Source organism: Halomonas sp. AOP12-B1-6 (assembly GCF_052379225.1).
Classification (GTDB): Bacteria; Pseudomonadota; Gammaproteobacteria; order Pseudomonadales; family Halomonadaceae; genus Vreelandella; species Vreelandella casei.
The window spans coordinates 478,951-502,555 of the sequence record NZ_JBQSYK010000001.1 but is presented as its reverse complement, the minus strand read 5'-3'; the positions used below and the strand labels follow the sequence as shown (position 1 = coordinate 502,555).

21 protein-coding genes are annotated in these 23,605 nt (G+C 56.0%); 12 read left to right on the top strand and 9 right to left on the bottom strand.

Features of this window, described 5'->3' with window-relative positions; all coding sequences use genetic code 11:
- Positions 1 to 13: 13 nt before the first annotated feature.
- Positions 14 to 757: a RibD family protein gene (locus ACT3TR_RS02275; RefSeq protein WP_444647228.1), complete on the bottom strand. Its 744-nt coding sequence runs from the start codon at positions 755 to 757 to the stop codon at positions 14 to 16.
- 263 nt (positions 758 to 1,020) lie between these two features.
- On the opposite strand from ACT3TR_RS02275, the gene ACT3TR_RS02270 reads away from it, so the two are divergent.
- Positions 1,021 to 2,124 (top strand): GTP cyclohydrolase II, encoded by a 1,104-nt coding sequence (locus ACT3TR_RS02270; protein ID WP_096281575.1) that lies wholly within the window; start codon positions 1,021 to 1,023, stop codon positions 2,122 to 2,124.
- Positions 2,125 to 2,136: 12 nt separating this feature from the next.
- On the opposite strand, the gene ACT3TR_RS02265 is transcribed toward ACT3TR_RS02270, so the two are convergent.
- Together ACT3TR_RS02265 and ACT3TR_RS02260 are read right to left on the bottom strand one after the other, a co-directional pair.
- The gene (locus tag ACT3TR_RS02265; RefSeq protein ID WP_444624630.1) at positions 2,137 to 2,928 is read right to left on the bottom strand and encodes a creatininase family protein; all 792 of its coding nucleotides are present in this window, start codon (positions 2,926 to 2,928) and stop codon (positions 2,137 to 2,139) included.
- A 60-nt stretch (positions 2,929 to 2,988) separates the two neighbouring features.
- Complete coding sequence (locus ACT3TR_RS02260; protein WP_444624631.1) at positions 2,989 to 4,509, bottom strand: glucan biosynthesis protein; 1,521 nt, start codon at positions 4,507 to 4,509, stop codon at positions 2,989 to 2,991.
- A 259-nt stretch (positions 4,510 to 4,768) separates the two neighbouring features.
- Between ACT3TR_RS02260 and ACT3TR_RS02255 the strand changes: the two genes are divergently transcribed.
- The gene (locus ACT3TR_RS02255) at positions 4,769 to 6,349 is read left to right on the top strand and encodes an alkaline phosphatase (protein ID WP_444624632.1); all 1,581 of its coding nucleotides are present in this window, start codon (positions 4,769 to 4,771) and stop codon (positions 6,347 to 6,349) included.
- A gap of 41 nt (positions 6,350 to 6,390) precedes the next feature.
- On the top strand, positions 6,391 to 7,800 hold the full coding sequence (locus ACT3TR_RS02250) for a mannose-1-phosphate guanylyltransferase/mannose-6-phosphate isomerase (protein ID WP_444624633.1): 1,410 nt from the start codon (positions 6,391 to 6,393) through the stop codon (positions 7,798 to 7,800).
- Positions 7,801 to 7,823: 23 nt separating this feature from the next.
- On the opposite strand, the gene ACT3TR_RS02245 is transcribed toward ACT3TR_RS02250, so the two are convergent.
- The 3 genes from ACT3TR_RS02245 to ACT3TR_RS02235 all read right to left on the bottom strand — a co-directional run bounded on the left by ACT3TR_RS02245 (position 7,824) and on the right by ACT3TR_RS02235 (position 9,671).
- Positions 7,824 to 8,759 (bottom strand): lysophospholipid acyltransferase family protein, encoded by a 936-nt coding sequence (locus ACT3TR_RS02245; protein WP_096281564.1) that lies wholly within the window; start codon positions 8,757 to 8,759, stop codon positions 7,824 to 7,826.
- A 2-nt stretch (positions 8,760 to 8,761) separates the two neighbouring features.
- Positions 8,762 to 9,148 (bottom strand): DUF4870 family protein, encoded by a 387-nt coding sequence (locus ACT3TR_RS02240; protein ID WP_444624634.1) that lies wholly within the window; start codon positions 9,146 to 9,148, stop codon positions 8,762 to 8,764.
- A 139-nt stretch (positions 9,149 to 9,287) separates the two neighbouring features.
- On the bottom strand, positions 9,288 to 9,671 hold the full coding sequence (locus ACT3TR_RS02235) for a VOC family protein (protein ID WP_096281560.1): 384 nt from the start codon (positions 9,669 to 9,671) through the stop codon (positions 9,288 to 9,290).
- Positions 9,672 to 10,233: 562 nt separating this feature from the next.
- Here ACT3TR_RS02235 and ACT3TR_RS02230 point away from each other — a divergent pair.
- The 5 genes from ACT3TR_RS02230 to ACT3TR_RS02210 all read left to right on the top strand — a co-directional run bounded on the left by ACT3TR_RS02230 (position 10,234) and on the right by ACT3TR_RS02210 (position 17,063).
- Positions 10,234 to 11,607, top strand: a complete 1,374-nt coding sequence (locus ACT3TR_RS02230; protein ID WP_096281558.1) for an MFS transporter — start codon at positions 10,234 to 10,236, stop codon at positions 11,605 to 11,607.
- Positions 11,608 to 11,744: 137 nt separating this feature from the next.
- Positions 11,745 to 13,532 carry an acyl-CoA dehydrogenase gene (locus tag ACT3TR_RS02225; protein WP_444624635.1) on the top strand — a complete coding sequence of 596 codons (1,788 nt, stop codon included), beginning with the start codon at positions 11,745 to 11,747 and terminating at the stop codon, positions 13,530 to 13,532.
- A 112-nt stretch (positions 13,533 to 13,644) separates the two neighbouring features.
- Positions 13,645 to 15,273, top strand: a complete 1,629-nt coding sequence (locus ACT3TR_RS02220; protein ID WP_444624636.1) for an acyl-CoA synthetase — start codon at positions 13,645 to 13,647, stop codon at positions 15,271 to 15,273.
- A gap of 22 nt (positions 15,274 to 15,295) precedes the next feature.
- Entirely contained in the window at positions 15,296 to 16,144 is an 849-nt protein-coding gene (locus tag ACT3TR_RS02215; RefSeq protein WP_444624637.1) for a 3-hydroxybutyryl-CoA dehydrogenase, read from the top strand.
- 145 nt (positions 16,145 to 16,289) lie between these two features.
- Entirely contained in the window at positions 16,290 to 17,063 is a 774-nt protein-coding gene (locus ACT3TR_RS02210; RefSeq protein ID WP_096281550.1) for an enoyl-CoA hydratase/isomerase family protein, read from the top strand.
- 111 nt (positions 17,064 to 17,174) lie between these two features.
- On the opposite strand, the gene ACT3TR_RS02205 is transcribed toward ACT3TR_RS02210, so the two are convergent.
- Genes ACT3TR_RS02205 through ACT3TR_RS02195 form a run of 3 tightly spaced genes read right to left on the bottom strand, consistent with a single transcriptional unit; the run spans position 17,175 to position 20,374 of the window.
- On the bottom strand, positions 17,175 to 18,182 hold the full coding sequence (locus ACT3TR_RS02205; protein ID WP_444624638.1) for an L-idonate 5-dehydrogenase: 1,008 nt from the start codon (positions 18,180 to 18,182) through the stop codon (positions 17,175 to 17,177).
- Between the two features lie 32 nt (positions 18,183 to 18,214).
- Positions 18,215 to 18,985, bottom strand: a complete 771-nt coding sequence (locus ACT3TR_RS02200; RefSeq protein WP_444624639.1) for an SDR family oxidoreductase — start codon at positions 18,983 to 18,985, stop codon at positions 18,215 to 18,217.
- 9 nt (positions 18,986 to 18,994) lie between these two features.
- Positions 18,995 to 20,374, bottom strand: coding sequence for a GntP family permease (locus ACT3TR_RS02195; RefSeq protein ID WP_096281541.1), 1,380 nt, complete (start codon positions 20,372 to 20,374; stop codon positions 18,995 to 18,997).
- A 282-nt stretch (positions 20,375 to 20,656) separates the two neighbouring features.
- Here ACT3TR_RS02195 and ACT3TR_RS02190 point away from each other — a divergent pair, with 282 nt between their 5' ends.
- From ACT3TR_RS02190 to ACT3TR_RS02175, 4 genes are all read left to right on the top strand, one after another.
- The gene (locus ACT3TR_RS02190) at positions 20,657 to 21,358 is read left to right on the top strand and encodes a glutathione S-transferase family protein (RefSeq protein WP_096281539.1); all 702 of its coding nucleotides are present in this window, start codon (positions 20,657 to 20,659) and stop codon (positions 21,356 to 21,358) included.
- Between the two features lie 67 nt (positions 21,359 to 21,425).
- Positions 21,426 to 21,965 (top strand): YaeQ family protein, encoded by a 540-nt coding sequence (locus tag ACT3TR_RS02185; protein WP_096281537.1) that lies wholly within the window; start codon positions 21,426 to 21,428, stop codon positions 21,963 to 21,965.
- A 242-nt stretch (positions 21,966 to 22,207) separates the two neighbouring features.
- On the top strand, positions 22,208 to 23,197 hold the full coding sequence (locus ACT3TR_RS02180) for a lipid A deacylase LpxR family protein (RefSeq protein WP_444624640.1): 990 nt from the start codon (positions 22,208 to 22,210) through the stop codon (positions 23,195 to 23,197).
- A gap of 53 nt (positions 23,198 to 23,250) precedes the next feature.
- Positions 23,251 to 23,571 (top strand): hypothetical protein, encoded by a 321-nt coding sequence (locus ACT3TR_RS02175; protein ID WP_096281533.1) that lies wholly within the window; start codon positions 23,251 to 23,253, stop codon positions 23,569 to 23,571.
- The last annotated feature ends 34 nt before the right edge of the window (positions 23,572 to 23,605 follow it).

Genomic DNA, 23,605 nt, shown 5'->3' with positions numbered 1-23,605 from the left:
AAAGGCGTCGCCCTCAGGGGGCAGCCTTCCGAAGCAGCATATCGAACAAGGTGTCCTCACCGCAGCGGAAGGTTCGCGTGGGCGGACGCAGCGCTTTATCAAGCGTGTCGATGGGTGTCATTTTCAGCCCCGGCCTGCCGGAGCCAATCAGCAGCGGGGCGATGAGCAGATGCAAACGGTCAACGGCGTGCGCTTCGATGAACTGAGAAACGGTAATGCCGCCACCTTCCACCAGCACGCGATGCAAGCCTCTCTCGGCCAGCAGTGCAATGACATCTTGAGGGTTGAACTGGCTGCTAGCGTTCAGCGGCAGCACGCAGCGCTCAACGTGGGAATGAGACGTCGTCGCCGATACCTCCGGCCCCACAATATGCAGCGTCGGTGCGGTATCTGTTTGCATCAGGGCCAGGCTGCTGGGTACCCGCCCGCGAGGGTCCAGCACGACGCGGGCCGGGTGCTCGCCGCTAACGTGGCGCACGGTCAACTGCGGGTTGTCGGCACAGGCAGTGCCCGCACCGATCACCACGGCGTCGACCATGGCGCGCAGCCGATGCAGATGCACCAAGCTTTCGTGGCCGTTGATATAGTGCGAATGACCGCTTTCCGTTGCGATGCGGCCATCAAGGCTTTGGCCCAACTGAGCGACAACCCATTGAGATTGGCTGGCCAGCGGCGCCAGGCAGTCCAGCAGCTCGCGGGCGTCAGCGCTAACGGCCAGAGACGTTGCCCATTCGCCGCTAGGCGTGAGCTTAATCATCACCGAGCAGGCGCGACAGTAGCGCAGCGCCAGCAGCCACTCCCAGGCATCAGCCGCCTCAATACGGCTATCTTGATGGATGGTTGGCGAGGTAGCGTCCGTGTTGACGTTGGGGTCGGGCATGACGTCTCCGTAATGAAAAGTCCGCTTAATCATGCGGGCGCTGCTTGGTTAAGAGCAAGCACTTCGAGTCAGCACTTCGCAGCAAGCAGCGCCCAGCGCAAGCTATAACAACTCCCACGCCAGGAAGCCAGGAGGCCAACATGTATCAGATTGAACGCGCTATTTTCGATATTCGTCGTGGTTTTCCCGTGGTGATTAATGCCGGCAAACAGCGTTTATTAGTGCAGGCGCTGGAAGGCAGCGAGTCGATAGATGCCCTTGCGCAGCTGGCCGGTAGCCCCCCTTCACTAGTGCTTACCCGCCACCGCTTAGCGGCTATCGGTGTGGCGGTCACCGCTGAGGCGGCAAGCTTACCGCTAGCAGCGAACATTGGCGCTGGTGAACTGCATCGTTTAGCCACCTCAGAAGATCAGCCGTCAGCGGGCAGCGAGCGATTAAAGGGCTTAAAGCCAGCGGCGCTAGCGGAAGTAGGTGCGGTGACGCTCATGCGTCGCGCCCTGCTCATACCCGCAGCACTCTGCGCGTTTGTGAGTGAAAAAGCCGCCGCGGATATTGAGCAGCAGCTTGCCGAAGGGCGGCTGTTAGCCGTTAATGCCAAGGATGCTCAGCAGTGCTTGTCCGGTGTGCCGGGCATGCTTAAGCGGGTGAGCGAAGCGCATATTCCGTTGGAAGAAGCGGCCGACAGCCGCTTCGTGCTCTTTCGTGAGCCCGACGGCCTACGCGAGCATGTGGCCGTGGTCATTGGCAAGCCGGAAGAGTGGGAAGCAGCGGTGCCGCTGCGTATGCATTCGGCCTGCTTAACGGGAGATCTCTTCGCTAGCCTGCGCTGTGACTGCGGTGAACAGCTGCGCAATGCCGTAAAGGATATTCAGGCCATGGGGGGCGGTGTGCTGCTCTATTTGGCTCAAGAAGGGCGTGGCATTGGTTTAGCTAACAAGCTGCGTGCCTATACGTTGCAAGACGGTGGGCTGGATACGGTCGATGCTGATCAAGTGCTGGGTTTCGGCGATGATGAGCGCCAGTATAGCGTCGCGGTGGACATGCTCAGCGCCCTTAAAATCGACCAGGTGCAACTGCTGACCAATAATCCGCTGAAAATGGACGCCCTGCGCCAAGGCGGCATCGAAGTGGTATCGCGCCAAGCGCTCTACGGCAGCGTTACCGATCACAATCAGCGCTACCTAAACGCTAAGGCAACCCGTGGCGGGCATCTCTTGGACGATGTGTTAAGCAGCCAGCGCTAATCGCAACCGCCGCTAGTCAGAGCGTTCGTTTTGCTCTGCTAGCGGCGGCAATTGGGCGGTTTCTGTTACTACCATGGCAAGTTGGCTTGCGTAGTGGCTTACTAACCGCTCGCCTAATTCAGCGCTAGCGTGAGTGGCATCACCTGCTACGCCTTGAGCGCTTAAATCTTCTGCTAGCCATGCAAACGCCGCGGCGCCCTCTGCACTGACTAATGCGTTGCCCTGTGGTGCCGCGGTGGGGGCGGCTTGGTAGTCATCAAGCTGCACAAGCGATGGTGCTAAGTGCCGCATCATCGCGGTCTCCAGCAGTCCGCCGTGTAATCCATAGCGTAGTTCTTCAGCATCCATGCCGTCTTCAAGAGGAGGTAGCCGCGTATAGGTCGCTTTTACCACACGCATGGCATATCGCCGCCGCAGCGTTAGCCCGGCGATGTCCATCACCGCTTTGTTACCGCCATGGCTGTTTAGCAGTACCAGGCGGCGAATGCCCGTCTGGGCTAGGCTATCGCCATAGGCTTCCAGAGTGGCAATAGCAAGCGGCGCGGGCAAGCTCAGCGTGCCGGGAAAGTTTGCATGCTCATCGCTGGCGCCCACGGAAATTGGCGGTAGGCAAATGACATTAAGCGATTCATCCAACTGCTCCAGCATGGCCGCCTGAAGGCCTAGGCCAATAGTGAGATCAGTGGCTAAAGGCAGGTGAGTGCCATGCTGCTCTATGGCACCGAGCACCAGTACCGCCACCGGGTCGCGCTGGGCGATATCGGCGAGTTGTGAAGAGGTAAGCGCTTGCCAGTGGTAAATCATAGCGTGAACGACCTATAGCGGATGATGAGCCAGATAAGGGATAGCGTTGTGTTGCTTGGGTCAGACATCCGGATACCACACGTAATTCCAGGTTTCGCTAACCGGTTCGCCATTTAAGGTCAGTCTGAGGCTAACATCGCTAGGCTGATCGCTGGCGGGGAGTCTGAAGCTAGCGCGCCAGCCCTTATTAGGTAGGGCGGTGACTTGAGGCAACAGCACCTCACCGTCTTGGATACTGATATCTAGCTCAACCGGTTGGTCGGCCGTTAGCTCATCTAGCGCGCCCCCCTGAAAGTCGATAATAAACTGGCGCTGCCCTGACGAGGCTGAATCTTCCTGCTCGATAATGCCGACACGGCCATGACGGGTGCGAATGACTTGCCCAAGCATTGCGTCTTCTGGCTGAGCATTGAGGGTGTAGGTGCGGTAGTGCAGGCGGCGAGACTCACCGGCCTTCAGCGCGTCATCGGCGACCCAGAAGGCAACAATGTTGTCGTGAGTTTCATCGGCAGTGGGGATCTCAATCAGCTCAACGTGACCAGGGCCCCAGTCGTCTAAAGGCTCCACCCACTGGCTGGGACGGCGATGATACTGGGCCTCCGTATCTAAGTAGCGGTTAAAGTCGCGCTCGCGCTGCATGAGGCCAAACCCCTGTGGCGATGCGTCAATAAACACCGAGGTGTGAAGATCATCAGGGTTATTCAGCGGGCGCCAAATCCACTCATCGCTACCGGTATGCATCAGTAGCCCATCCGAGTCGTGTACCTGCGGGCGAAAATCGTCCGGGCGCTCGCGGCTCGCTTCGCCATAAGTAAACATGCTGGTGAGTGGGGCAACGCCTAGCTTGGCAATATCGTCTCGCGCAAATAGCTCGGCTTCTACTTCCACCTGCGTATCGTCACCGGGCCGGATAATAAAGCGATAGGCGCCGCTGACAGAAGGGCTATCCAACAGTGCCAATAGCTCAAGGTGATCGGCATCAGCGGCGGGCTTATAAAACCAAAATTCGCGGAATGCTGGAAACTCTTCGCCGTCGGGGGACGCCGTATCGATTGCCAGCCCCCGCGTCGAAAGCCCATACACTTGGTCGCGTCCTACGATGCGAAAATAGCTCGCGCCAAGGAAAACCGCTACTTCGTCTGCGTATTCTTCGTTATTGAGTGGATAATGCAGGCGGAACCCCGCATGGCCGCTACCCGATAAATCCTGTTCCTTCAGCGCTTCAGCATTTCCTTCGTAGTTGTAATCCTCGGGCGCAAACGGCAGAGAGGTTACGCTGTCGTTTTCAATGCCCTCGTTCTCAATAACATTGAGCACAATGGGGGTTTGGAAAAGGAAGCCGCTGTGAAATAGCTGTAAGTTAAACGGGCTTTCTTCTTTCCAGTAAGCATGCTCTGGATCAAAGCGAATTTGCCGATAGGTATCGTAACTAATATCACGCAGCGCATCAGGCAGCGTTTCTTCAGGGGCTTGATACGTATTCTCAGCAAGCTGTTGCGCACGTTCAATCACCGCGTTGAAGTGCTGGTCATCGTCGGCAAACGCAGTCGATGCGATCGTGCAGCCGAGTAACACTGTCAATTTGCCAGCCCGCACCCTCCTAGCTCTGTCTTTGCGAGCCCTGTCTTTGCCAACCCGGTCTTTACCAACTTTGTTTTTATCAACCTTGCCTCTATTAACGCTGCTAACACACATGGGCGAAATCCTTTCGACATACATTATTATGGTGTTTTTCAGCAGCCCTATGCCTTGCGCCTGTCTATTGCCTTTCAATAAGGTAGGACACTGATAGCTCTTATCTTAGGTATCTTAAGCTAAAGCAGACACACACGAGAATGCGATGACTCGATTATTATCAACGGTACTGCTGCTCAATCTACTGCTCATCGCGCCGCTGTGGTGGCGTTTTAGTGATATCAGCTCACATCTGATTGCCTGGGAAGCGTTGGTCATCGCGCCCTTAATGCTGCTGCTTCCTCGTGGCAGGGCTCGCCTCATCGTGGCAGTGGGGCTGTTGAGCTGGGTGGTATTGGCAACCGCTACTAACCTGGGAACTGCCGCGACGCATATGGCCTTTGCCCGGCCACTCAACCTCTACCTCGATTTGCCTTTAATGAGTGCGGTTTATAACTTGCTGGAAGGAAATCTCGGGCAATTTTTGGCCGTGTGCGCAATGCTGGCCGGCGCCGCCTTGTTGCTTGCTATTACCGCGGGCTTGGCATGGCTGCTACTGCCACCAGCGTCTTACGTTACTAAGCGCATGCCCCGAGCGGTTGCATTAGCGCTGCTGGTGATGGCGACCAGCGGTGCCGCGCTTGAGCTTAACGGTATGCGATTAGTGGATAGCGCCCGCCTGCCGTTGGTCAACATCACGCGTTTTCAATGGCAGCAAGTAACCGCTACCCATGCTGCTCGCCGTGAATTTATCGCTCAGTTGGAAGATGCGCCTATGCAGGCCCACGCCTTGCCTGGGCTTGAGGGACATAATGTACTGCTGACTTTCATTGAGTCTTACGGCATCTCGGCGCTGAATGACCCGCGCTATGCTGACGTGCTGCTGCCCACCCTTGCCGAGATGCAGCAGCGCTTAGAAAAGCGAGATATTCACGTCGTGTCGGGTATGTTAGAAGCCCCGATTCGCGGAGGGCAGTCGTGGCTGGCGCACGCGACCACGCTCAGCGGCCGGTGGATCGACAACCAGTTGTGGTATCGGCTGATGTTAGACAGCGGCCATTCCACGTTGATTGATGATTTTCGTGCCACCGGGCAGCGCACGCTAGCCGTCATGCCCGCTATTACCATGGCGTGGCCGGAAGGCGAGATTTACGGTTTCGATGAAATAGCCGCCGCCAACGACATCGACTACGCCGGCCCTGCCCTTAACTGGGTGACTATGCCCGACCAGTTCACTCTCGATTACACTCAAAAATACCTGCTAGGCGACTCGCCGGTGTTTGCCCAGCAGGCGTTGATTTCTAGCCATGCGCCCTGGACACCGATACTGCCGGTCATTGAAGACTGGTCGTTAATCGAGGATGGCCGCATTTTTGCACCGTGGGAAAACGCCGGCGCCCCGCCAGAAGTGCTGTGGCAAGACATCGAACGTATTCGCGATCACTATGCTTGGTCGGTGGACTACGCTGTAAAAGTCACCGGGCGCTGGGCGGAGCGGGTGGTGGACGACAAAACGCTGATGATCGTTCTTGGTGATCATCAGGCTGCGCCGTTAATTACCGGTGATAATGCTAGCGCGGCGGTGCCGGTGCATATCATCAGTGCAGACCCCGCGCTTCTGGCGCCGTTTATCGCTCGCGGATTTGTACCCGGCACGCTGCCTGCGCTCGAACAGGCTGAAAATGCGCCTAGAATGAGCGAGCTGCGTCACTGGTTACAGGCCGATTTCGGTGAGCCTATTCGCTAAAACGCGTGCTCTGATGCAAGGATGACCACAAGGATGGAACCATGATTCAGCCGGTAATTTTAAGCGGTGGTAGCGGCACTCGGCTTTGGCCGCTATCAAGAGAGCAAATGCCTAAACAATTTTTGCGCTTAACGTCGCCGCAGAGTTTGTTGCAGCAAACGCTGAGGCGCTTAGTCGGGCTGACCGATAAAGCCCCGATGCTGATGGGGCATCAGAGCCACCGGTTCTTAATGGCCGAACAGCTGCGCGAAATGAGTCAAGCGGCCACGCTGGTGCTTGAGCCCGAAGGGCGTAATACCGCACCCGCGATTGCCTGTGCGGCATTGCTGGCGCGGCAAGCCGGCGATGATCCGCTACTCCTGGTGCTGCCGGCGGATCATGAGATAGGCGATGTTGGCGCATTTCAGCACAGCGTTGCGCTTGCCACGCCGCTCGCCGAAGCAGGCTACCTGGTGACGTTTGGCGTCGTGCCGACCCAGCCTGAAACTGGCTATGGCTACATTGCCTGCGGTGCGCCTTTAGACGGGGGGCATCATCTTGCCGCATTTATCGAAAAGCCTGACGCCGAGCGCGCCGCTAAGCTGGTAGCAAGCGGCGACTACCTGTGGAACAGCGGCATGTTTTTGCTGCGTGCTTCAAGCTATTTAGAGCAGTTAGAGCGCCTGCAGCCGACGATGCTTGCGGCCTGCGTGGAGGCGGTTAGCTCGGCCCATTGCGACTTAGATTTTCTGCGCCTGGGCGAAGAGGCATTTTGCCGCTGCCCGGCGGACTCTATCGACTATGCGGTCATGGAACACTGCGAGCGCGCCGCGGTGGTGCCGCTGAGGGCGCAGTGGAGCGACATCGGTAGTTTTGATGCGCTGTGGGCAACGGTAGTGCCCGATGAAGCTGGTAACGCTGCCAAAGGCGATACCTGGCTAACCGATACCCAGGACTCGCTGGTAATTGCCGAACATCGCTTGGTGGCAACGCTGGGTGTGCAAAATCTGATTGTCGTGGAAACATCTGACAGCGTATTAATCGCTCACCGTGAGCAGGCACAGCAGGTCAAACAGCTGGTGGCGGCACTCTCTCTGGCGGGGCGTCGCGAGCCTGAATGCGCGCCTCAGGTTCAGCGTCCTTGGGGAAGCTTTCAAGCGATGGATAGCGGCGAGCGTTATCAGGTGAAGCACATTACCGTGAAACCCGGTGGGCGGCTGTCGTTGCAGCGCCACCATCACCGCGCTGAACACTGGGTAGTGGTGAGCGGCACGGCACGGGTGACGATTGAAGAGCGGAGTTTCTTAGTCTGTGAAAATCAGTCGACCTATATTCCCATCGGGGCGCTTCACCGGCTGGAAAACACTGGCAAGATTCCTCTTGAATTGATCGAAGTGCAGTCGGGAAGCTACCTGGGCGAGGACGATATAGAGCGCTTAGACGATGTGTATGCCCGTGACAATAACGAGTAATCTGCCGTAAGAATGAGGCGTTATCAATACGGTCGGAAGTCGCGAAAGTTGGGCAATTGCTGCTGTTCTTGCACCACTTTACGGTAGCGTTTGTACTCCCACTGATACTGCGCGGGGTCCAGGGCAATGGCGCTTTCTACGCAAGCGTTGACCCCCGTGGCAGACTCCACGTCATCGGCGCTATAAACGCGCTCGTCGGCATCTAGAAAGTGGATCTCAAAGCCCTTGCCAGGAACGCGCAGCGCCACGCCGGTGACGACTCTTGCTTGGGTACGCGCCACTAGTTTCGGCAGCAGCGTGGCGGTGTAGGCATCGCGACCAAAAAAAGGCGCGAACACACCGCTGCCCCAGTCGGGTTCTTGGTCGGGCAATATGCCAATAGCTTCGCTACGTTTAAGCGCTTTGAGCAGTGCCGCGACGCCGCGAGGATTCGTCGGCACCAGGCTTGCTCCCATACGCTCTCGGCCATGGCGAATGATGGGATCTAAGGCGGTGATTTTGGGTGGTTCGTACATGGCGGTAAAGGGGAAGTGGCCCGACAGCCAGAAGTTGAGCACTTCCCAGTTGCCAAAGTGCGGGGCTAGCACGATCACTCCACGGCCTTGCGCCCGGGCACTATCGAGCTTGTCGCGCCCATAGACCGCCAAAATCCCCGCTTCTACGTTATCCGGCTCCGCCATCCAGGCATGCCCAAGCTCTAACATGGTCGCCGTTGAGTGGCGCAGGCTATGCCGGGCAAGCGTCTTGCGTTCGGCAGCTGAAAAATGGGGGTAAACAACGCCCAAGTTGCGCTCTGTGATAAAGCGTTCACGCTTGCTAAAGCGGTAAACCTGAGGCCCTAGCGCTGAGGAAACCCGCCACAGGCGCGAGAGCGACCAGCCTGACAAATGACGCCAAAGCCCGCTAATCGCACTGGCTTTTGAGAAACGCCCATCGGATTCAGACCTGTGCTGAGTCATTATTAGAGCAGCCAAGTATCTACGTTGGTGGGTGCACGCTTCTCTTGCAGCCCTTTAAAGCCCTTAACGCAGCGGATGATCAGCCATACGCCGAGCGCCAACAGTAATGGAAAGCCGATCAGTATGAAGGTCAAGAGCGAAAACACGATGCCGTACACCAGCCCTATCCAGAAGGTGCGAATCTGGTAGCGATAGTGCTCTTCTAGCCAGGCAGGGCCTTTGCCTTTATACACATAGGCGATGACCACCCCGATAACTGACGTAAAACCGAGAAAAAAACTGGCCAGATAAAGCGCATAAATAACCATCGCCAGCGTGGTGTCGGGCTGATGGCGCTGTTCTTCGCTGATTATTTCGCCTTCAAGCGGCACATTGGCGTTATCACGCATAGCGTTTCCTTTCGATCAATCTGTATAAGGGCATAGAGCTTGCTGCTCATTAGCTGCGAATTATCCAGCTCAGCGGGTGCTGTTCAAGGGCCGTATGATACCTTGCGATCCCCGGTTTAGCATTAACGCGGGCCAAAGCTTAGCGCGAAGAAGCTCGGCAAATCTCCAGCAGGTTGCCGTCCGGGTCGCGCAGATAAATTGACTCAATCGGCCCGTTGGCGCCCTGGCGAGCCACAGGCCCAAGCTCCACGTCAATCGCCAAGGCATCCAGGTGCTGCTTAAATTCGTCCAGCGGCAGCTGGCAGCGCAGGCATAAATCCAGGCTGCCGGGAGTAGGCGTTGCGGAGACGGGGGCGATATCGGTGTCTGTTTGATGCAGACGTAGCGCGGTATCCCCAAGCATTAGATCGACCCGCTGGGCATCGCGATAGCGTACGTCTAAGCCTAGCACGCGGGAGTAAAAATCCACCGCGCGCCCCATGTCCGTGACGGTAACAACAAGATGATCCAGACCTGTTAGCATGCCTCTTTCCTTAAACCATAGCGATAAGCCAGAGAATACGATGATGCGCCGCTGCCCGCTATGCGCGGAAACTTACACTGCGCTTTACCACAGGGACCGGCGCCGTGACTATTACCAGTGTGCCACGTGCGCGCTGGTATGTGTTCCCCCCGGAGCAGCATTTGAGCGCCGCCGCTGCCAAAGCCGAATACGATAAACATCAAAACTCGCCGCATGATACGGGATGCCGGCGCTTTTTAGGGCGTTTATTTACCCCACTGGCACTATATTAGCGCCCCCCACGCACGTTAGCTTTTTTAGTGAAGCGACCTTTCGCTGGTGGGCACAAGAGAATAATTTGGTAGTGGAATTTCCTGGCCCCGACACGGTTATTGTTTAGAAACCGCCAGCGCGAGTGAGCGAAGCATTCGAAAAGCATTGACTTTGCACCATTGAGGGCAATAATTGCGCGCCGATATCCCAGCCTGACTAGGTGTGCCAGGTGAGATGACGGTGGTTTTGAGCACATTTGGCAACATGTTTCATGCGTGTTTTTCACTCCTGTAGGCAAGGTGAGGTTTTCATGTCGCGGCAACTATTAGCCATGGCGCTGGCGCCCCTGTTAGGGCTATTCATTCTCGGGATTGGCAACGGTTTTCTTGCCACCTTAATTACCGTGCGTCTGGACGCCGCCGGTGAGTCGGCCACGGTGATCGGTATTGTGTCGTCGGCTTACTTTATCGGCTTAGCGCTGGGTGCGCTGGTGAATGATCGGCTGTTGCTGCGCATTGGCCACATTCGTGCCTACGGTAGTTTCGCCTCACTCGTCGCAGTTACGGTGCTGCTGCAGGGCTTGTTTTTCGACCCATGGGCCTGGTTTGGCCTACGCCTGATTGGCGGCTGGGCGACGGTGGGCGTTTATCTGGTCATTGAAAGCTGGCTGCTGACCGCCGGGGATCAAAAGGTCCGCGGCCGCCTGCTGGCGCTGTATATGATTTCGCTATATGGTGCCGGGGTCTTGGGCCAGCTACTGCTAGGCGTGACTAACGCCATGGGCGTCACCGCGCCCTTTATGGTGATTGGTTTGCTGGCCTCGCTATCCGTCCTGCCAATGGCAATGATTCCCCGTGTCTCGCCGATCATGGAACATGCCGAACCGCTGCCTCCCCATCGTTTGATTATGCTGACACCCACCGGGGTGATGGGTAGTTTGGGCTCGGGCATGGTAGTGGCGGCGGCCTATACGCTGCTACCGCTCTATTTGCAGCGTAACGGTATGAGCGTTAGCCAGGTAGGGCAGATGATGGCCGTGGTGATTATGGGCGCCATGCTGCTGCAGTATCCGATTGGCCGCTGGTCGGACCGCCACGACCGTCAGATGGTGTTGATTGGGATTAGCGGTTTCTGTGTATTGATCTCGGCGGCGATCCTCTGGCTGCCGCTCTCAACACCGCTGTTAGCAGGGCTGCTGTTCTTGCTCGGCGGCGGGGTGTTTGCCCTTTACCCTGTCGCCGTTAGCCATGCCGCTGACCGTGCACCCGCGGGCGCCTTAGTGCGTATGAGCCAGGGGTTGCTGTTGATCAATTCGATTGGCGCCACGCTAAGCCCGCTAATGATTTCACCGGTCATGACGGCGATAGGCGACGCAGGTCTATTCTGGGCTTTTGGTTCGCTCAGCCTGTTCCTCGTCATGTTCTTTTCCTGGCGTCGCCATGTTCGCCCAGCGCCGGTGCCCGTGGCTCCATTTACGCCAACAACGCCAATGACCGCAGCGGGTGCCGAGCTAGTGGTGACCGAAGAATTAATGCAGGGCGCGCTAGAGCACGAGCACCTGGAAGATTTGTCCGACGCGGTATGGGATGTTGACGCCGTTGAGCCCGTGGTAGGGCCGCCTGCCGAAGATGAAAGTCATATCACCTATTATGATGACGTGGAGCAGATGGGCGTGCGCAAGTAGCGCAATATAGAGGCATTATTGGCGGCGGCTGATACCTTGGGCTAATGGTGTCTGGGCGAGAGTATTACTACTATCGTAGCGCTACTTTCAAACAATTGTTTAAGAACGCCCAGATTCACTCTCCGCCGAGGTTCGCCATGAATGTTTACGCCGCGCCCGTACGCGACTTGCGCTTTGTGCTCGAAGAGCTGCTCGCGCATCGCTCGCTAAGCCTGCCAGGCTTTGAAGAGGCCACGCCCGATTTAGTCGAGGCAGTGCTCGAAGAGGCGGCAAAGCTTGCGGGTGATGTCTGGGGGCCGCTAAATGCTAGCGGTGATCGACAGGGCGCCAAGCGTCATGTCGATGGCAGCGTGACGTCACCGGATGGCTTTGCAGCGGCTTATCAGGCGTATGTAGAGGGTGGCTGGAACGGTATTGGCGTGTCCGAAGCGCTAGGTGGGCAGAACTTGCCTGAAGTGGTGGCTAGCGCGGTGCAGGAAATGCTCCACGGTGCCAATATGGCGCTAGGTCTTTGCCCCATGCTAACCGCTGGCGCTATCGAGGCGCTCGCGCACCATGGCAGCGATGCCCTCAAATCCACTTACTTGCCCAAATTAGTGGAAGGTAGTTGGACGGGCACGATGAACCTTACCGAATCCCAAGCGGGGTCAGACCTTTCCCAAGTGCGCACTCGCGCCGTGCCCGAAAACGATCACTACCGCATTAGCGGCCAGAAAATCTATATCACCTGGGGCGAGCACGACGCCGCTGACAATATCATTCATCTAGTCCTGGCCCGAAAGCCCGATGCGCCGCAAGGCAATAAAGGCATTTCACTGTTTTTAGTGCCCAAGTTTTTGGTCAATGACGACGGCTCGCTTGGAGAGCGCAACGACGTCACCTGTGCATCCATTGAGCATAAGCTGGGCATTCACGGTTCCCCCACCTGCACGCTAAGCTTTGGTGAAAATGGCGGTGCGATTGGCTACTTGGTCGGCCAGGAAGGGCGTGGTCTGAATCATATGTTTACCATGATGAACGAGGCTCGCCACAAAGTAGGTGTCCAGGGCATTGGCGTGGCTGAGCGTGCCTGCCAGCATGCCTTCGCCTACGCGCTTGAGCGTCGTCAGGGGCGAGCGCCGGCATCGCGTGGCGGTGCTGAATGCAGTATTAGCGATCATTTCGACGTGCGCCGTATGCTGCTTTCAATGCGCTCGCGTACCGATGCATTGCGGGCACTGGCGCTGTATTGCGCCGCCGAGCTGGATACAGCCCGTCATGCAGACAGCCGCGATACGCGCAGCGCTGCACAGGCCCGCGCCGATATTCTTATTCCGGTGATTAAAAGTTTTTCCACTGACCAGGCGGTCGATATCGCGTCCATGGGCATTCAGGTGCACGGAGGGATGGGCTACGTGGAAGAGACCGGCGCAGCTCAGCTGCTGCGCGATGCGCGGATTGCTCCGATTTACGAAGGTACTAATGGCATTCAGGCGCTTGATTTGGCAGGGCGTAAGCTTCAACGCGATGGTGGCGAGGCGCTAACTGCGCTGCTAGATGACGTTGCCACTACCGTCGAACAGCTCAACGCGAACCCTGCGCTTGCTGCGTTAGGCAGTGGCTTAGCCGCCGGCTTAGGCGATCTAAAAACCGCCCAAGCGATAGTGCTCAAGCAGGGCGCCGACCCTGAAAAAGGGGCGGACGCGGTGCAGGCCTACGCCACGCCGTTTCTCAGCTTAGCGGGGCACGTGCTGTGCGCCTGGCAAATGGGGCAAGCGGCGCTCAGTGCTCAAGTTGCGCTTGATAACGGCAGCGACGACCCTTTCTACGCTGCCAAGCTGCGCAGCGCAGAGTTTGCTATCACTCAATGGCTGCCGGTTGGCCGTGCCCAGCGCGCGGTCATTGAGGCGGGCATGCAATGCCTTAGCGACTTTGAGATTCATTGACGTGAATCACATAGCTACGCGCCGCCGCCTTAAAGGCGGCGGCGCTGTTTGTAGGCTATCAAAACATGCATTTAAAACGATCGCTTTTAATAACAATAGGTAGGAGTCGACTATGAGCGCTATCTTCGAGCAAGGCTTACCCAAAACCGTTGCCAATCACGTGCCGCTTTCGCCGCTGACCTTTATCGAGCGCTCCGCGTCGATTTACCCCGATTATCCCGCCATCGTGCATGGCAGCACTCGCCGCACCTGGGGCGAAACCTGGACGCGCTGCCGCCAGCTTGCCTCTGCGCTCAAACAGCGTGGTATTCAGCCGGGTCAAACGGTGGCGGCCATGCTGCCTAATATTCCGGCTATGTTTGAAGCGCATTTTGGCGTGCCACTAGCGGGCTGTGTGCTCAATACCTTAAATATCCGCCTGGATGCTGAGGCGATCAGCTACATGCTTGCGCATGGCGAAGCCAAGGCGATTCTGGTGGACCCCGAGTTTGCTGACGTTATCCAGCAGGCCGTTGCCAAGCTCGAACATAAGCCGCTGATCATCGATGTGGCCGACGTGGCGTTTCTGGGTGAAATAGACGGTATTGGGGAGATTGAGTACGAAGCGCTACTCAATGAAGGTGACGCCGATTTCGCTTATCAGCTACCTGACGATGAATGGAATGCGATCTCACTCAACTACACCTCTGGCACAACGGGAAAACCCAAGGGCGTGGTTTATCACCACCGTGGCGCTTACCTGAACGCGGTGAGCAATATTATGGAGTGGGCGATGCCCCACCACCCGATCTATCTGTGGACGCTGCCCATGTTCCACTGCAATGGCTGGTGTTTTCCATGGACGATTGCCGCCAATGCAGGCGTCAACGTGTGCCTGCGCCGTGTCGAGCCTAAAAAGGTTATGCAACTGATTGCTGATGAAAAGGTTAGCCACTTCAGCGGCGCACCGATTATTCTCAATGGCTTAGTTAATTTGCCCGCTGAAGATAAGCGCCAGTTCGATCATTCGGTGAAAGTTACCACCGCCGGTGCTGCGCCGCCTGCCGCGGTGATTGCTGGCGTTGAAACTCTAGGCATCGAGGTTACCCACGTTTACGGCTTAACCGAGGTGTACGGGCCGGTGACCGTTTGTGCCTGGCGTGAGGCGTGGGATGAGTTGCCGCTTGAGGCGCGGGCGAAAATAAAAGCTCGCCAGGGTGTGCGCTATCACATGCTCGAAGCACTATGCGTGGCCGACCCGCTCACGATGGAACCTGTCTCCAAAGACGGTCAAACCATGGGTGAGATACTGATGCGCGGTAATAACGTGATGAAGGGCTACTTAAAAAACCCTGAGGCAACCGAGCAGGTGCTGGCGGGTGGTTGGTATCACACCGGCGATTTGGCTGTGTGGCACCCGGATGGCTATATCGAGATCAAAGACCGCTCTAAAGACATCATTATTTCCGGTGGTGAAAACATCTCGACCATCGAAGTAGAAGACGCTATTTACGGCCATCCTGCCGTTGAAGAGGCGGCGGTGGTGGCTAAGCCCGACGAGAAGTGGGGCGAAACGCCCTGTGCATTTGTGAAGCTGAAAGTCGGCTACGGGGAAGTCACTGAGGCCGATATTATCGCCCACTGTCGCGAACGTTTGGCGGGCTACAAAGTGCCTAAGACGGTGATTTTCAGCGAACTGCCGAAAACCTCAACGGGTAAGATACAAAAATTCGTATTGCGTGAAGAAGCTAAAAATCATTGATAGTGGATTAAGGAGAAAGTGAATGAGTGACCAACTAATTGGCGTCGTCGGCGCGGGTACGATGGGGCAGGGGATTGCCCAGGTAGTGGCCGCCAGCGGGTTTACGGTACGTCTTTTTGATGTGGCCGAAGAGCAGCTGGGTCGCACCGAGGCGAACGTCGACAAAGGCTTAGCCAAGCTGGTTGCTAAAGAAAAGATCACGGAGGCAGATAAAAAGGCCGCTTTGGCGCGCCTCTCGACCACGACCTCGTTACAGGCGCTTAGCGACTGTGCGGTGATTATTGAGGCAGCGCCTGAGCAGCCAGCACTCAAAGAGACGCTTTTTCGCGATCTAAGCCAATTGAACAGCACGGCTATTTTGGCCTCCAATACCTCATCGCTGTCGCTCACCCGCTTGGCGGCGGTGTGCGAACATCCCGAACGCGTGGTAGGCATGCACTTCTTTAACCCCGTGCCGGTGCTCAAATTGGTAGAAGTGATTCGCGCCGAGCAGACCTCTGACGCTACCGTTGAGCGTATCGAGCAGCTTGCCAAGGCATTAGGCAAAACCGCCGTGCCGGTGGGCGATGCGCCGGGCTTTGCAGTGAACCGCTTACTAGTGCCGATGATCAACGAGGCGGCGTTTATTGTTCAAGAGGGTACCGCCACCCCAGAAGCAGTTGATGACGCCATGAAGCTAGGTGCCGCACATCCCATGGGGCCGCTAGCGCTGGCAGACCTGATTGGCCTAGATGTCTGTTTAGCGATTATGAACGTGCTTCAAGAAGGCTTTGGCGACCCCAAATATCGCCCGTGCCCGCTGCTTAAACGCATGGTAGCCGCTGGCTATCTCGGTCGAAAAACCGGCCGCGGCTTTTACCACTACGATTAATTGAGAGCTGGATGGTCTCAATGCTAAGCCGGGAAAGGCTGCATAAATAAGTCATTGCCACTCAACCAAGCGTTCGCTAGGGTTGAGTGGTATTTTTCTGGCTACGATATAACAGCGTATGCCCATAACAATTAAGGAGCCCGCCATGAGTGAGTCAGTGATTGAGAAAGTTGATAACGATGGAATGGTGCGATTAACCATTAATCGTCCTAAGGCGCTCAATGCGCTAAACAGCGAAGTGCTCGCCGCATTAGAAGCCCATTTAGTGGCGCTGGAAGCTCACCCGGGTTTACGCGCGGTGCTGATTACGGGGGCGGGCGAGAAATCCTTCGTGGCGGGAGCCGATATTACCGAGATGCGTGAAAAAACGCCTGAAGAGGCGCGAGCATTTGCCAGCCAAGCGCTGCGCACGATTAAACGCTTAGAGACATTGCCAGTGCCGGTGGTCGCGCTGGTAAACGGGTTTTGCCTTGGCGGCGGCTGCGAATTGGCACTGGCCTGCGACTGGGCCGTAGCCAGCGATAACGCCGTGTTTGGGCAGCCAGAAGTGCTGCTGGGTGTGATCCCCGGCTTTGGTGGCACCCAGCGCTTGCCGCGTCGCGTTGGCCCCGCCATGGCGATTGACCTTGTCACCACGGGTCGTAAGATTGATGCTCAAGAAGCACTGCGTATCGGGCTCGTTAACCGAGTAATGCCGCAGGCTGAGCTGGAGAGCTACGTCGAAGAACTCACCAAGCAGCTTAAAGGCAATGGCCCGCAGTCCGTGCGCGGCGCTAAACAAGCGGTTCACGATGGATTAGACCAAGACCTTGATAGCGCGCTGGCGCTGGAAACGAGCCTGTTTGCCCTCTGTTTCGCCGGTGAAGAACAGAAAGAAGGTATGAGCGCCTTTGTAGAAAAGCGCAAAGCTAACTTTTAACATCTCGCTTTAAGGTCTGCTTATAAGCATTTGGTTAATAAATTTTGACTGGGAGTGGGGGTGACGCCGGCGTCACCCCCGTTTTATTTCTACGATTTATGCCTGCGTTTGTTACTTCCAAAGCTCGATCAACACCTTGCCGGATACTTGCGCATCTTTAGCAATTGAAAACGCGTGCTGGGCATCTTCGGCAGGCAGCACGTGAGTGATGACGCTATCGAAGCGGGCATCGGCAGCGAGCAGCCTGATGGCTTCATCAATTTCATCGTTGAAACGGAAGCAGCCTCTCAGCTGAGCCTCTTTTGAAATCAATGACGCTAGCGCAATCGGCTGTGGCGTTGCAGGCATCATGCCTATTTGAACGATAACGCCTGCACGACGTACGGCGAGAATAGCGCTGTTGATCGATGCGGGAACGCCGGTGCACTCAAGCACCACATCAAAAGCTTCTTGAGGCAGCTCATCCGTGCCTACCTGAATAGTGCTATGCACCCCCAGTTTGCGGGCGCGGGATAGCGGGCCATCCAGAACGTCGGTAATGCAAACTTCGGCCCCTTTGGCAAGCGCTGCCGCTGCGGCGAGCAAGCCAATGGGCCCCGCACCGCATACCAATACGCGCTTTTGATCGACCCCGCCGGCTACCTGGATGCCATGCAAGCCCACGGATAAGGGTTCTGCTAGGGCGGCGCGCGCCAGAGGCAAGGTACCAGGCAGTGCCCTTAGCATACTGATATCGGCATCTAAAAACTGGCTCATGCCACCCTGCGTATGCGGCCAGGTAGAGGCAGAGCCTAGATAAGCACCATTGGGCCACAGGTGCGGCTTGTCTTCGATGCCGGGCTGGCTGTTGCCAAACGTTGCAGGGTGCAGCGTGACCGGTGTTCCCTGCGGCCATTGCCCGCTAGGGTCTTCCTCGACGATTCCCGACATCTCGTGGCCGGGAATCATTGGTTCACGAATCACAAAAGCGCCATTGGCTCCCTCATGATAGTAGTGAAGATCTGAGCCGCAGATGCCGCCGAAAGACATACGCAAACGTACTTTTCCAGAGGCTAATGCGGGCAGTGTAATGCTTTCTTCCCGTAGATCTTGCTTACCGTGAATGACTAATGCTTGCATGGCGCTGCTTCCTAAAGGGAAGGTCTGGGCAGTTATACGACCGAGGTCATCCCGCCATCGACGAAAATATTTTGCCCCGAAACGAAACTTGAGGCGCCCGAGCAGAGATAGATAAGCGTGCCCACCAGCTCGTCGAAATGCCCCCAGCGCTGGGCTGGCGTACGCTTTTCGACCCATTGGTTAAAGGCTGGGTCTTGCCACAAAGCGGTATTCATTTCGGTCTTGAAATAGCCGGGAGAAATACAGTTGACCTGGATATTGAAGCGGGCCAAATCCGCGGCCATGCCCTGTGTCAGTAGCGCAACGCCGCCTTTTGTGGCGGAGTAAGGCGCGATGGTTTCTCTGGCAAGTTTAGACTGCACGGAGCCGATGTTAATGATTTTGCCGGAGCCGCGTTCGCTCATAGCAGGCGTTAAGGCGCGGGAAACATAAAATAAACTCGACAGATTGGTCGCGATAAGAGCATCCCAATCAGCAGTGTCAAACTCATTGAACGGTGCGCGGCGCTGAAGCCCGGCATTATTGATCAGAATATCCGGCGTTCCGTAGTTATCAACCAGTGTTTCAAGCGCCTGCTTGGTAGCGTTAGCATCGGTGACATCGAAGCTGATCGCTTCAACGGTGGCCCCTGTGTCTTGCGCCACTTTATCTGCTTCTGCCTTCACTTTGTCTAGATCACGCCCGTGTAGGATGACCCGCGCGCCCTGGTGTGCCAATCCTCTTGCGAGAGCATTGCCAAGCCCTCTAGAAGAGCCGGTGACCAGCGCTAAGCGGTCGCTAATATCGAAAAGTGCCTGCTTCATAGTGGTCACCTAAAACATCATGAAAATGATATACGCGAAGATAAAGCCGACCACTGACTCAAGGGCCTGCTGGACGGTCCACGTTTTCAGCGTTGTTTTGACATCCATACCGAGCAGCCGACCCACTAGCCAGAAGCCTGAATCATTCACGTGGCCTGCAAACACGGAGCCTGCGGCCGTGGCTAACGTAATCGCCACTACTTGCATTGAGGTGAAATCACCGCCAATCACGGCGGGCGCCATTAGCCCCGCCGCCGTTACCAGTGCGACCGTTGCCGACCCTTGGGCGAGACGCATAATCACTGCAATTACATAGGCCGCCAGGATGATAGGCAGGCCAATATCACTTAACGAGCTGGATAGCGCATCGCCAATGCCCGATGCGCGCAGCACGCCACCGAACATGCCGCCAGCGCCGGTAATCAGCACCACCGAGCAAATCGGCCCGAGCGAGGAATCGAGCACTTTTTCTAACGCATTGCCTTCCATTCCTTGGCGACGGCCCAGCACTAACATGGCTACTAACGTTGAAATGAGCAGTGCGATAGGCGTATTGCCGAGCGCTGAAAGCAGCTGAAACCACAGTTGGTCGCTGTCAACCGCGCCGATGGAGCGCAGCGAGTTAAGGCCGGTGTTCATAAAGATCAGTACAAGTGGCAGCATCAGCATGCTGATCACCACACCAACGGAAGGCGGATTGGTCACTTCGTCGTCGCTAATGTCGCCAAACAGTCCCTTACTCAGCGGGAACGGATGGCGTTTCGCGACAACTTTTCCCCACATGTAGCCTGAGATCCACCAGAGTGGGAAGGCAATTATCACGCCGGTTAGCAGAAGGAGACCTAGGTTGGCATTGTACAGTTCCGACGCGCTCACCGGGCCTGGATGAGGGGGCAAGAAAACATGCATAACCGAGAATGCCGCGGCCGCAGGCATGGCGTAGAGCAGTATCGGGCCGCCTAAACGGCGCGATACTGCAAAGATAATCGGCAGCATGACGATTAAGCCAGCGTCAAAGAAAATGGGAAAACCCATTAGCAGCGAGGCGATACCCAGTGCAAACGGCGCGCGCTTTTCGCCAAAGACCTCAATCATTTTGTCAGAAAGCGCCTTCGCGCCCCCCGAATGCTCGACAAGCTTGCCAAGCATCGCACCCAGGCCGACAAGCAGCGCAACGGCCCCTAGCGTGCCACCGAAACTATTCACCAGCGTGGGCACAATGGCGTCAATAGGTATTTGGGTAGCTAGTGCGGTGAGCAGGCTCACCAGCATCAACGCCAAGAAGGCGTGCATTTTAAACCTGATGATTAACACCAAAAGGGATAAGACAGCCACTGCGGCAATGCTTAGCAGTGGTCCTGCGGACATCGTCTGAGTCCATCCATTCATGCGAGCGCTCCGAAAAAGTAAGGCTAATGACTGTCGATGTTATCGGTAACATTTTACAGCTTGAATGCTGGCTGGATACACGACCTTGGTTTAAATGGACGGGCAACGGCGTTGAGATAATCACTAGTCCGGCGACAGCAATTCTGCTAAACAGATAGACATAGGATGTGCGCCGATACGGCTGTTTTTACTAGATTTGTGTTTGCTAGGTTTATTTTTACTAGGTTTGTGCGTGTTTATGGCATCAATTGTCGTTCGGTCTCTATATAAGCTGAGGTGTGCATGTTTGATCTTTATATCGCCAATAAGAATTACTCGTCCTGGTCGCTGCGCCCATGGGTATTGATGAAGGTTCTAGACATTCCGTTTAATGAACATCTCATGCCGTTTGAAGGTGGCTTGGGTGAAAGTCGTGACACCTTCCTGCGTTTTTCACCCTCAGGCTTAGTGCCTTGCTTAGTCGATATGACGGCCAGTGGCGAGCTGGCGATATGGGATTCGCTCGCTATTATTGAGTACTTAGCCGAGCACCATAAAGCGGTGTGGCCATCGGATAAGCTCGCACGTGCCTGGGCGCGCTCTGCTGCCGCTGAAATGCACAGCGGTTTTGGTGCCCTGCGTGACGATTGTTCAATGAATTGCGGCGTGCGCGTTGAGCTAAAGGGATTGTCGGACAACCTTAAAGCCGATGTTGCTCGCTTGGATACGCTTTGGCAGCAGGGGCTTGAGCGCTTTGGCGGGCCTTATTTGGCGGGCGCAAACTTCACCGCGGTGGATGCTTTTTATGCCCCGGTGGCGTTTCGCGTTCAGACGTTTAATCTGCCGGTTAGTGAAGACGCTAAGGCTTATGTCGAGCATTTACTTGCGCTGCCTGCCATGCGGGCGTGGTATCAGTCTGCGCTTGAAGAGCAGTGGCGTGAGCCTATGCACGAGACTGAAACGCTGAAGAATGGCGCGCTAATAGCGGATTACCGACAGCCTTAACTCGCCCAGTTCACTCGATGCGTCATGCATCAGGTACACTGGCGCAAATTTTCGTTTGGAAACATCCATGGCCCTTAGTGCAACGCCCTATAAAGTTGATATTAATCTGACCGATCTGGATCGCAGCGTGTACGAGACGCTGCGCTTTACCGTGGCGCGTCACCCCTCGGAAACTGAAGAGCGCATGACCGCGCGCCTGCTTGCCTATGTCCTGTGGTACAGCGAGACGCTAGCTTTTGGCCGCGGGCTTTCCGATGTGGACGAACCCGCGCTATGGGAGAAAAGCCTGGATGGTCGTTTGCTGCACTGGATTGAAGTCGGGCTGCCCGATGCCGAGCGTCTTACCTGGTGCTCGCGCCGGGCAGAGCGGGTTTCGCTGCTTGCATACGGCCGGGTCGACTTATGGGAAAGCAAAGTACTGCCTAGCGTATCCTCGTTGAAAAATGTGCATGTGGCGAGGCTTCCGCAAGAGGCGCTAGCGGTGATTGCTAAAGACCTGCCAAGGGCTATCAACTGGGCCATTATGATCAGCGAAGAATCGCTGTTTATTACCGATGAGAACGGCCAGCATGAAATTACCCCTCAATGGCTGCTGCGCGAGCGTTAATCTTTATCGTTGGGTTTATTCGACTAAGCTATAAATATGAGAAGGGGTAGCCATTGCTCATCCCTGCTGTTTCAGCTGTTTAGGCTTTTCCACGCGAGGAAAAGAAAACTATAGCTTGCTATCTTTTTGCACAATTACATACAATCAACAATGTTTGTTGGCGATCTCAAAAAAACTGCCTCAAAAGCTGTTTTAAAAACTGTCTTAAAAACTGTCTCAAGGCCTCTCTCAAGGAACGAGCAATGCGCGGATACCCCTCTTTACGATGGCAGCTGCTCCCGCTAGTAGCAGCCATTAGCCTGCTGCCAACACTGGCACACGCAGACAACAGTGTGTTCACGATTAAGCACGAAAATGACGGTATCGCCAGCGGTGACGATGGCCACTTCACGAGTGGCTTTGAGCTTAATTGGATGTTTGAGCCTGAGGCACAAAGCTGGACCCAGCGTCTAGCCACCGCGTTACCCGATAGCATTATCGGTAGTGCAGACATGGCTGCTTATCGTTTGGTGCATCAGATTTATACGCCCAACGATATTATGCAGTCGGGACTGATCGAAGATGATCGGCCGTATGCTGGGCTTGTTTATGGTGGCGTATCGCTTTACGAAGATGTGCCCATGGGTAGCTGGGTTCAGTCGACTGACCTGCATCTAGATATTGGGTTGGCAGGGCCGTCGTCACTTGCCGATAGTATTCAGCGTGAAGTACACCGTATCACCGGCAGCGACCGTCCTAACGGCTGGGATAATCAAATTGGCGATGAGCCAATCGTCAATGCTGCTGTGCGTCGCCAGTGGTGGAACAGCACGCCGTTTATCGGTAAAGAGTTTGCCCATGGGCCGAGTGTCAGTGCCGCACTAGGTAACCTGTATACCTACGCTGGCGCGGGCTACAGCGTGCGTTGGGGCGATGAGGCTGCTGGCATTCCTACACTGACGCCTAGCCCCGGTAGCCGCTACTATATGACGGGAAGGCAAGGCTTGCAGTGGTATCTGTTTGCGAGCGTAGACGGCTACTACATGGCGCAAAACCTAACGCTTGATGGCAATACTTTCAAAGACAGCCACTCGGTTGATCGTAAAGAGTGGGTGGGCGATGTCTCGGCAGGGCTGGCGCTTGCCTGGGAAGATTGGCAGGTCACCTACGCGGTTGTGCAGCGCTCGCGTGAATTCGACGGCCAGGAAGAGCAGGATAAGTTTGGTTCTATTGCGCTATCGAAGCGTTTCTAAGCGGCTTAACGCGTGAAATATTGTTAAGCGTCTTTCAATAGGGGAGGATATGCATGGCCAATAAATATCCTCACACGCCTGATGGGCGCTACTTTATCGCTAAGAATCGACTATGGCGCTGTACGGATCCACGTTTAAGTGAAGACGAAAAGCGCGAACACATTAAAGCCTTGATGAAAGCTCGACGTGCGGTGAGAACCACCCAGCAACAGGACGATGAAGCGGGATTAGGCCGTGCCCGCGAGGCGGTGCAAGCCGCTAAAGAAGCATTGGGTGAGCGGGGCTCAGTATGGTGGGAGGATGATGCGCCCGATGAAACGGGATTCGCCCCGCATAATAGTTCTTATGCCAAGTGGTGGGAGAATCTGGCGTAGGCTGCAGCTTTGCTGATTTAACTGCATGTTTGCA

What these genes read in the sequence shown, in the direction of transcription:
- ACT3TR_RS02275 (WP_444647228.1), bottom strand. Translation starts at nt 757, where the DNA reads ATGATTAAGCTCACGCCTAGCGGCGAATGGGCAACGTCTCTGGCCGTT.
- ACT3TR_RS02270 (WP_096281575.1), top strand. Translation starts at nt 1,021, where the DNA reads ATGTATCAGATTGAACGCGCTATTTTCGATATTCGTCGTGGTTTTCCC.
- ACT3TR_RS02265 (WP_444624630.1), bottom strand. Translation starts at nt 2,928, where the DNA reads ATGATTTACCACTGGCAAGCGCTTACCTCTTCACAACTCGCCGATATC.
- ACT3TR_RS02255 (WP_444624632.1), top strand. Translation starts at nt 4,769, where the DNA reads ATGACTCGATTATTATCAACGGTACTGCTGCTCAATCTACTGCTCATC.
- ACT3TR_RS02250 (WP_444624633.1), top strand. Translation starts at nt 6,391, where the DNA reads ATGATTCAGCCGGTAATTTTAAGCGGTGGTAGCGGCACTCGGCTTTGG.
- ACT3TR_RS02245 (WP_096281564.1), bottom strand. Translation starts at nt 8,759, where the DNA reads ATGACTCAGCACAGGTCTGAATCCGATGGGCGTTTCTCAAAAGCCAGT.
- ACT3TR_RS02240 (WP_444624634.1), bottom strand. Translation starts at nt 9,148, where the DNA reads ATGCGTGATAACGCCAATGTGCCGCTTGAAGGCGAAATAATCAGCGAA.
- ACT3TR_RS02235 (WP_096281560.1), bottom strand. Translation starts at nt 9,671, where the DNA reads ATGCTAACAGGTCTGGATCATCTTGTTGTTACCGTCACGGACATGGGG.
- ACT3TR_RS02230 (WP_096281558.1), top strand. Translation starts at nt 10,234, where the DNA reads ATGTCGCGGCAACTATTAGCCATGGCGCTGGCGCCCCTGTTAGGGCTA.
- ACT3TR_RS02225 (WP_444624635.1), top strand. Translation starts at nt 11,745, where the DNA reads ATGAATGTTTACGCCGCGCCCGTACGCGACTTGCGCTTTGTGCTCGAA.
- ACT3TR_RS02220 (WP_444624636.1), top strand. Translation starts at nt 13,645, where the DNA reads ATGAGCGCTATCTTCGAGCAAGGCTTACCCAAAACCGTTGCCAATCAC.
- ACT3TR_RS02215 (WP_444624637.1), top strand. Translation starts at nt 15,296, where the DNA reads ATGAGTGACCAACTAATTGGCGTCGTCGGCGCGGGTACGATGGGGCAG.
- ACT3TR_RS02210 (WP_096281550.1), top strand. Translation starts at nt 16,290, where the DNA reads ATGAGTGAGTCAGTGATTGAGAAAGTTGATAACGATGGAATGGTGCGA.
- ACT3TR_RS02205 (WP_444624638.1), bottom strand. Translation starts at nt 18,182, where the DNA reads ATGCAAGCATTAGTCATTCACGGTAAGCAAGATCTACGGGAAGAAAGC.
- ACT3TR_RS02200 (WP_444624639.1), bottom strand. Translation starts at nt 18,985, where the DNA reads ATGAAGCAGGCACTTTTCGATATTAGCGACCGCTTAGCGCTGGTCACC.
- ACT3TR_RS02195 (WP_096281541.1), bottom strand. Translation starts at nt 20,374, where the DNA reads ATGAATGGATGGACTCAGACGATGTCCGCAGGACCACTGCTAAGCATT.
- ACT3TR_RS02190 (WP_096281539.1), top strand. Translation starts at nt 20,657, where the DNA reads ATGTTTGATCTTTATATCGCCAATAAGAATTACTCGTCCTGGTCGCTG.
- ACT3TR_RS02185 (WP_096281537.1), top strand. Translation starts at nt 21,426, where the DNA reads ATGGCCCTTAGTGCAACGCCCTATAAAGTTGATATTAATCTGACCGAT.
- ACT3TR_RS02180 (WP_444624640.1), top strand. Translation starts at nt 22,208, where the DNA reads ATGCGCGGATACCCCTCTTTACGATGGCAGCTGCTCCCGCTAGTAGCA.
- ACT3TR_RS02175 (WP_096281533.1), top strand. Translation starts at nt 23,251, where the DNA reads ATGGCCAATAAATATCCTCACACGCCTGATGGGCGCTACTTTATCGCT.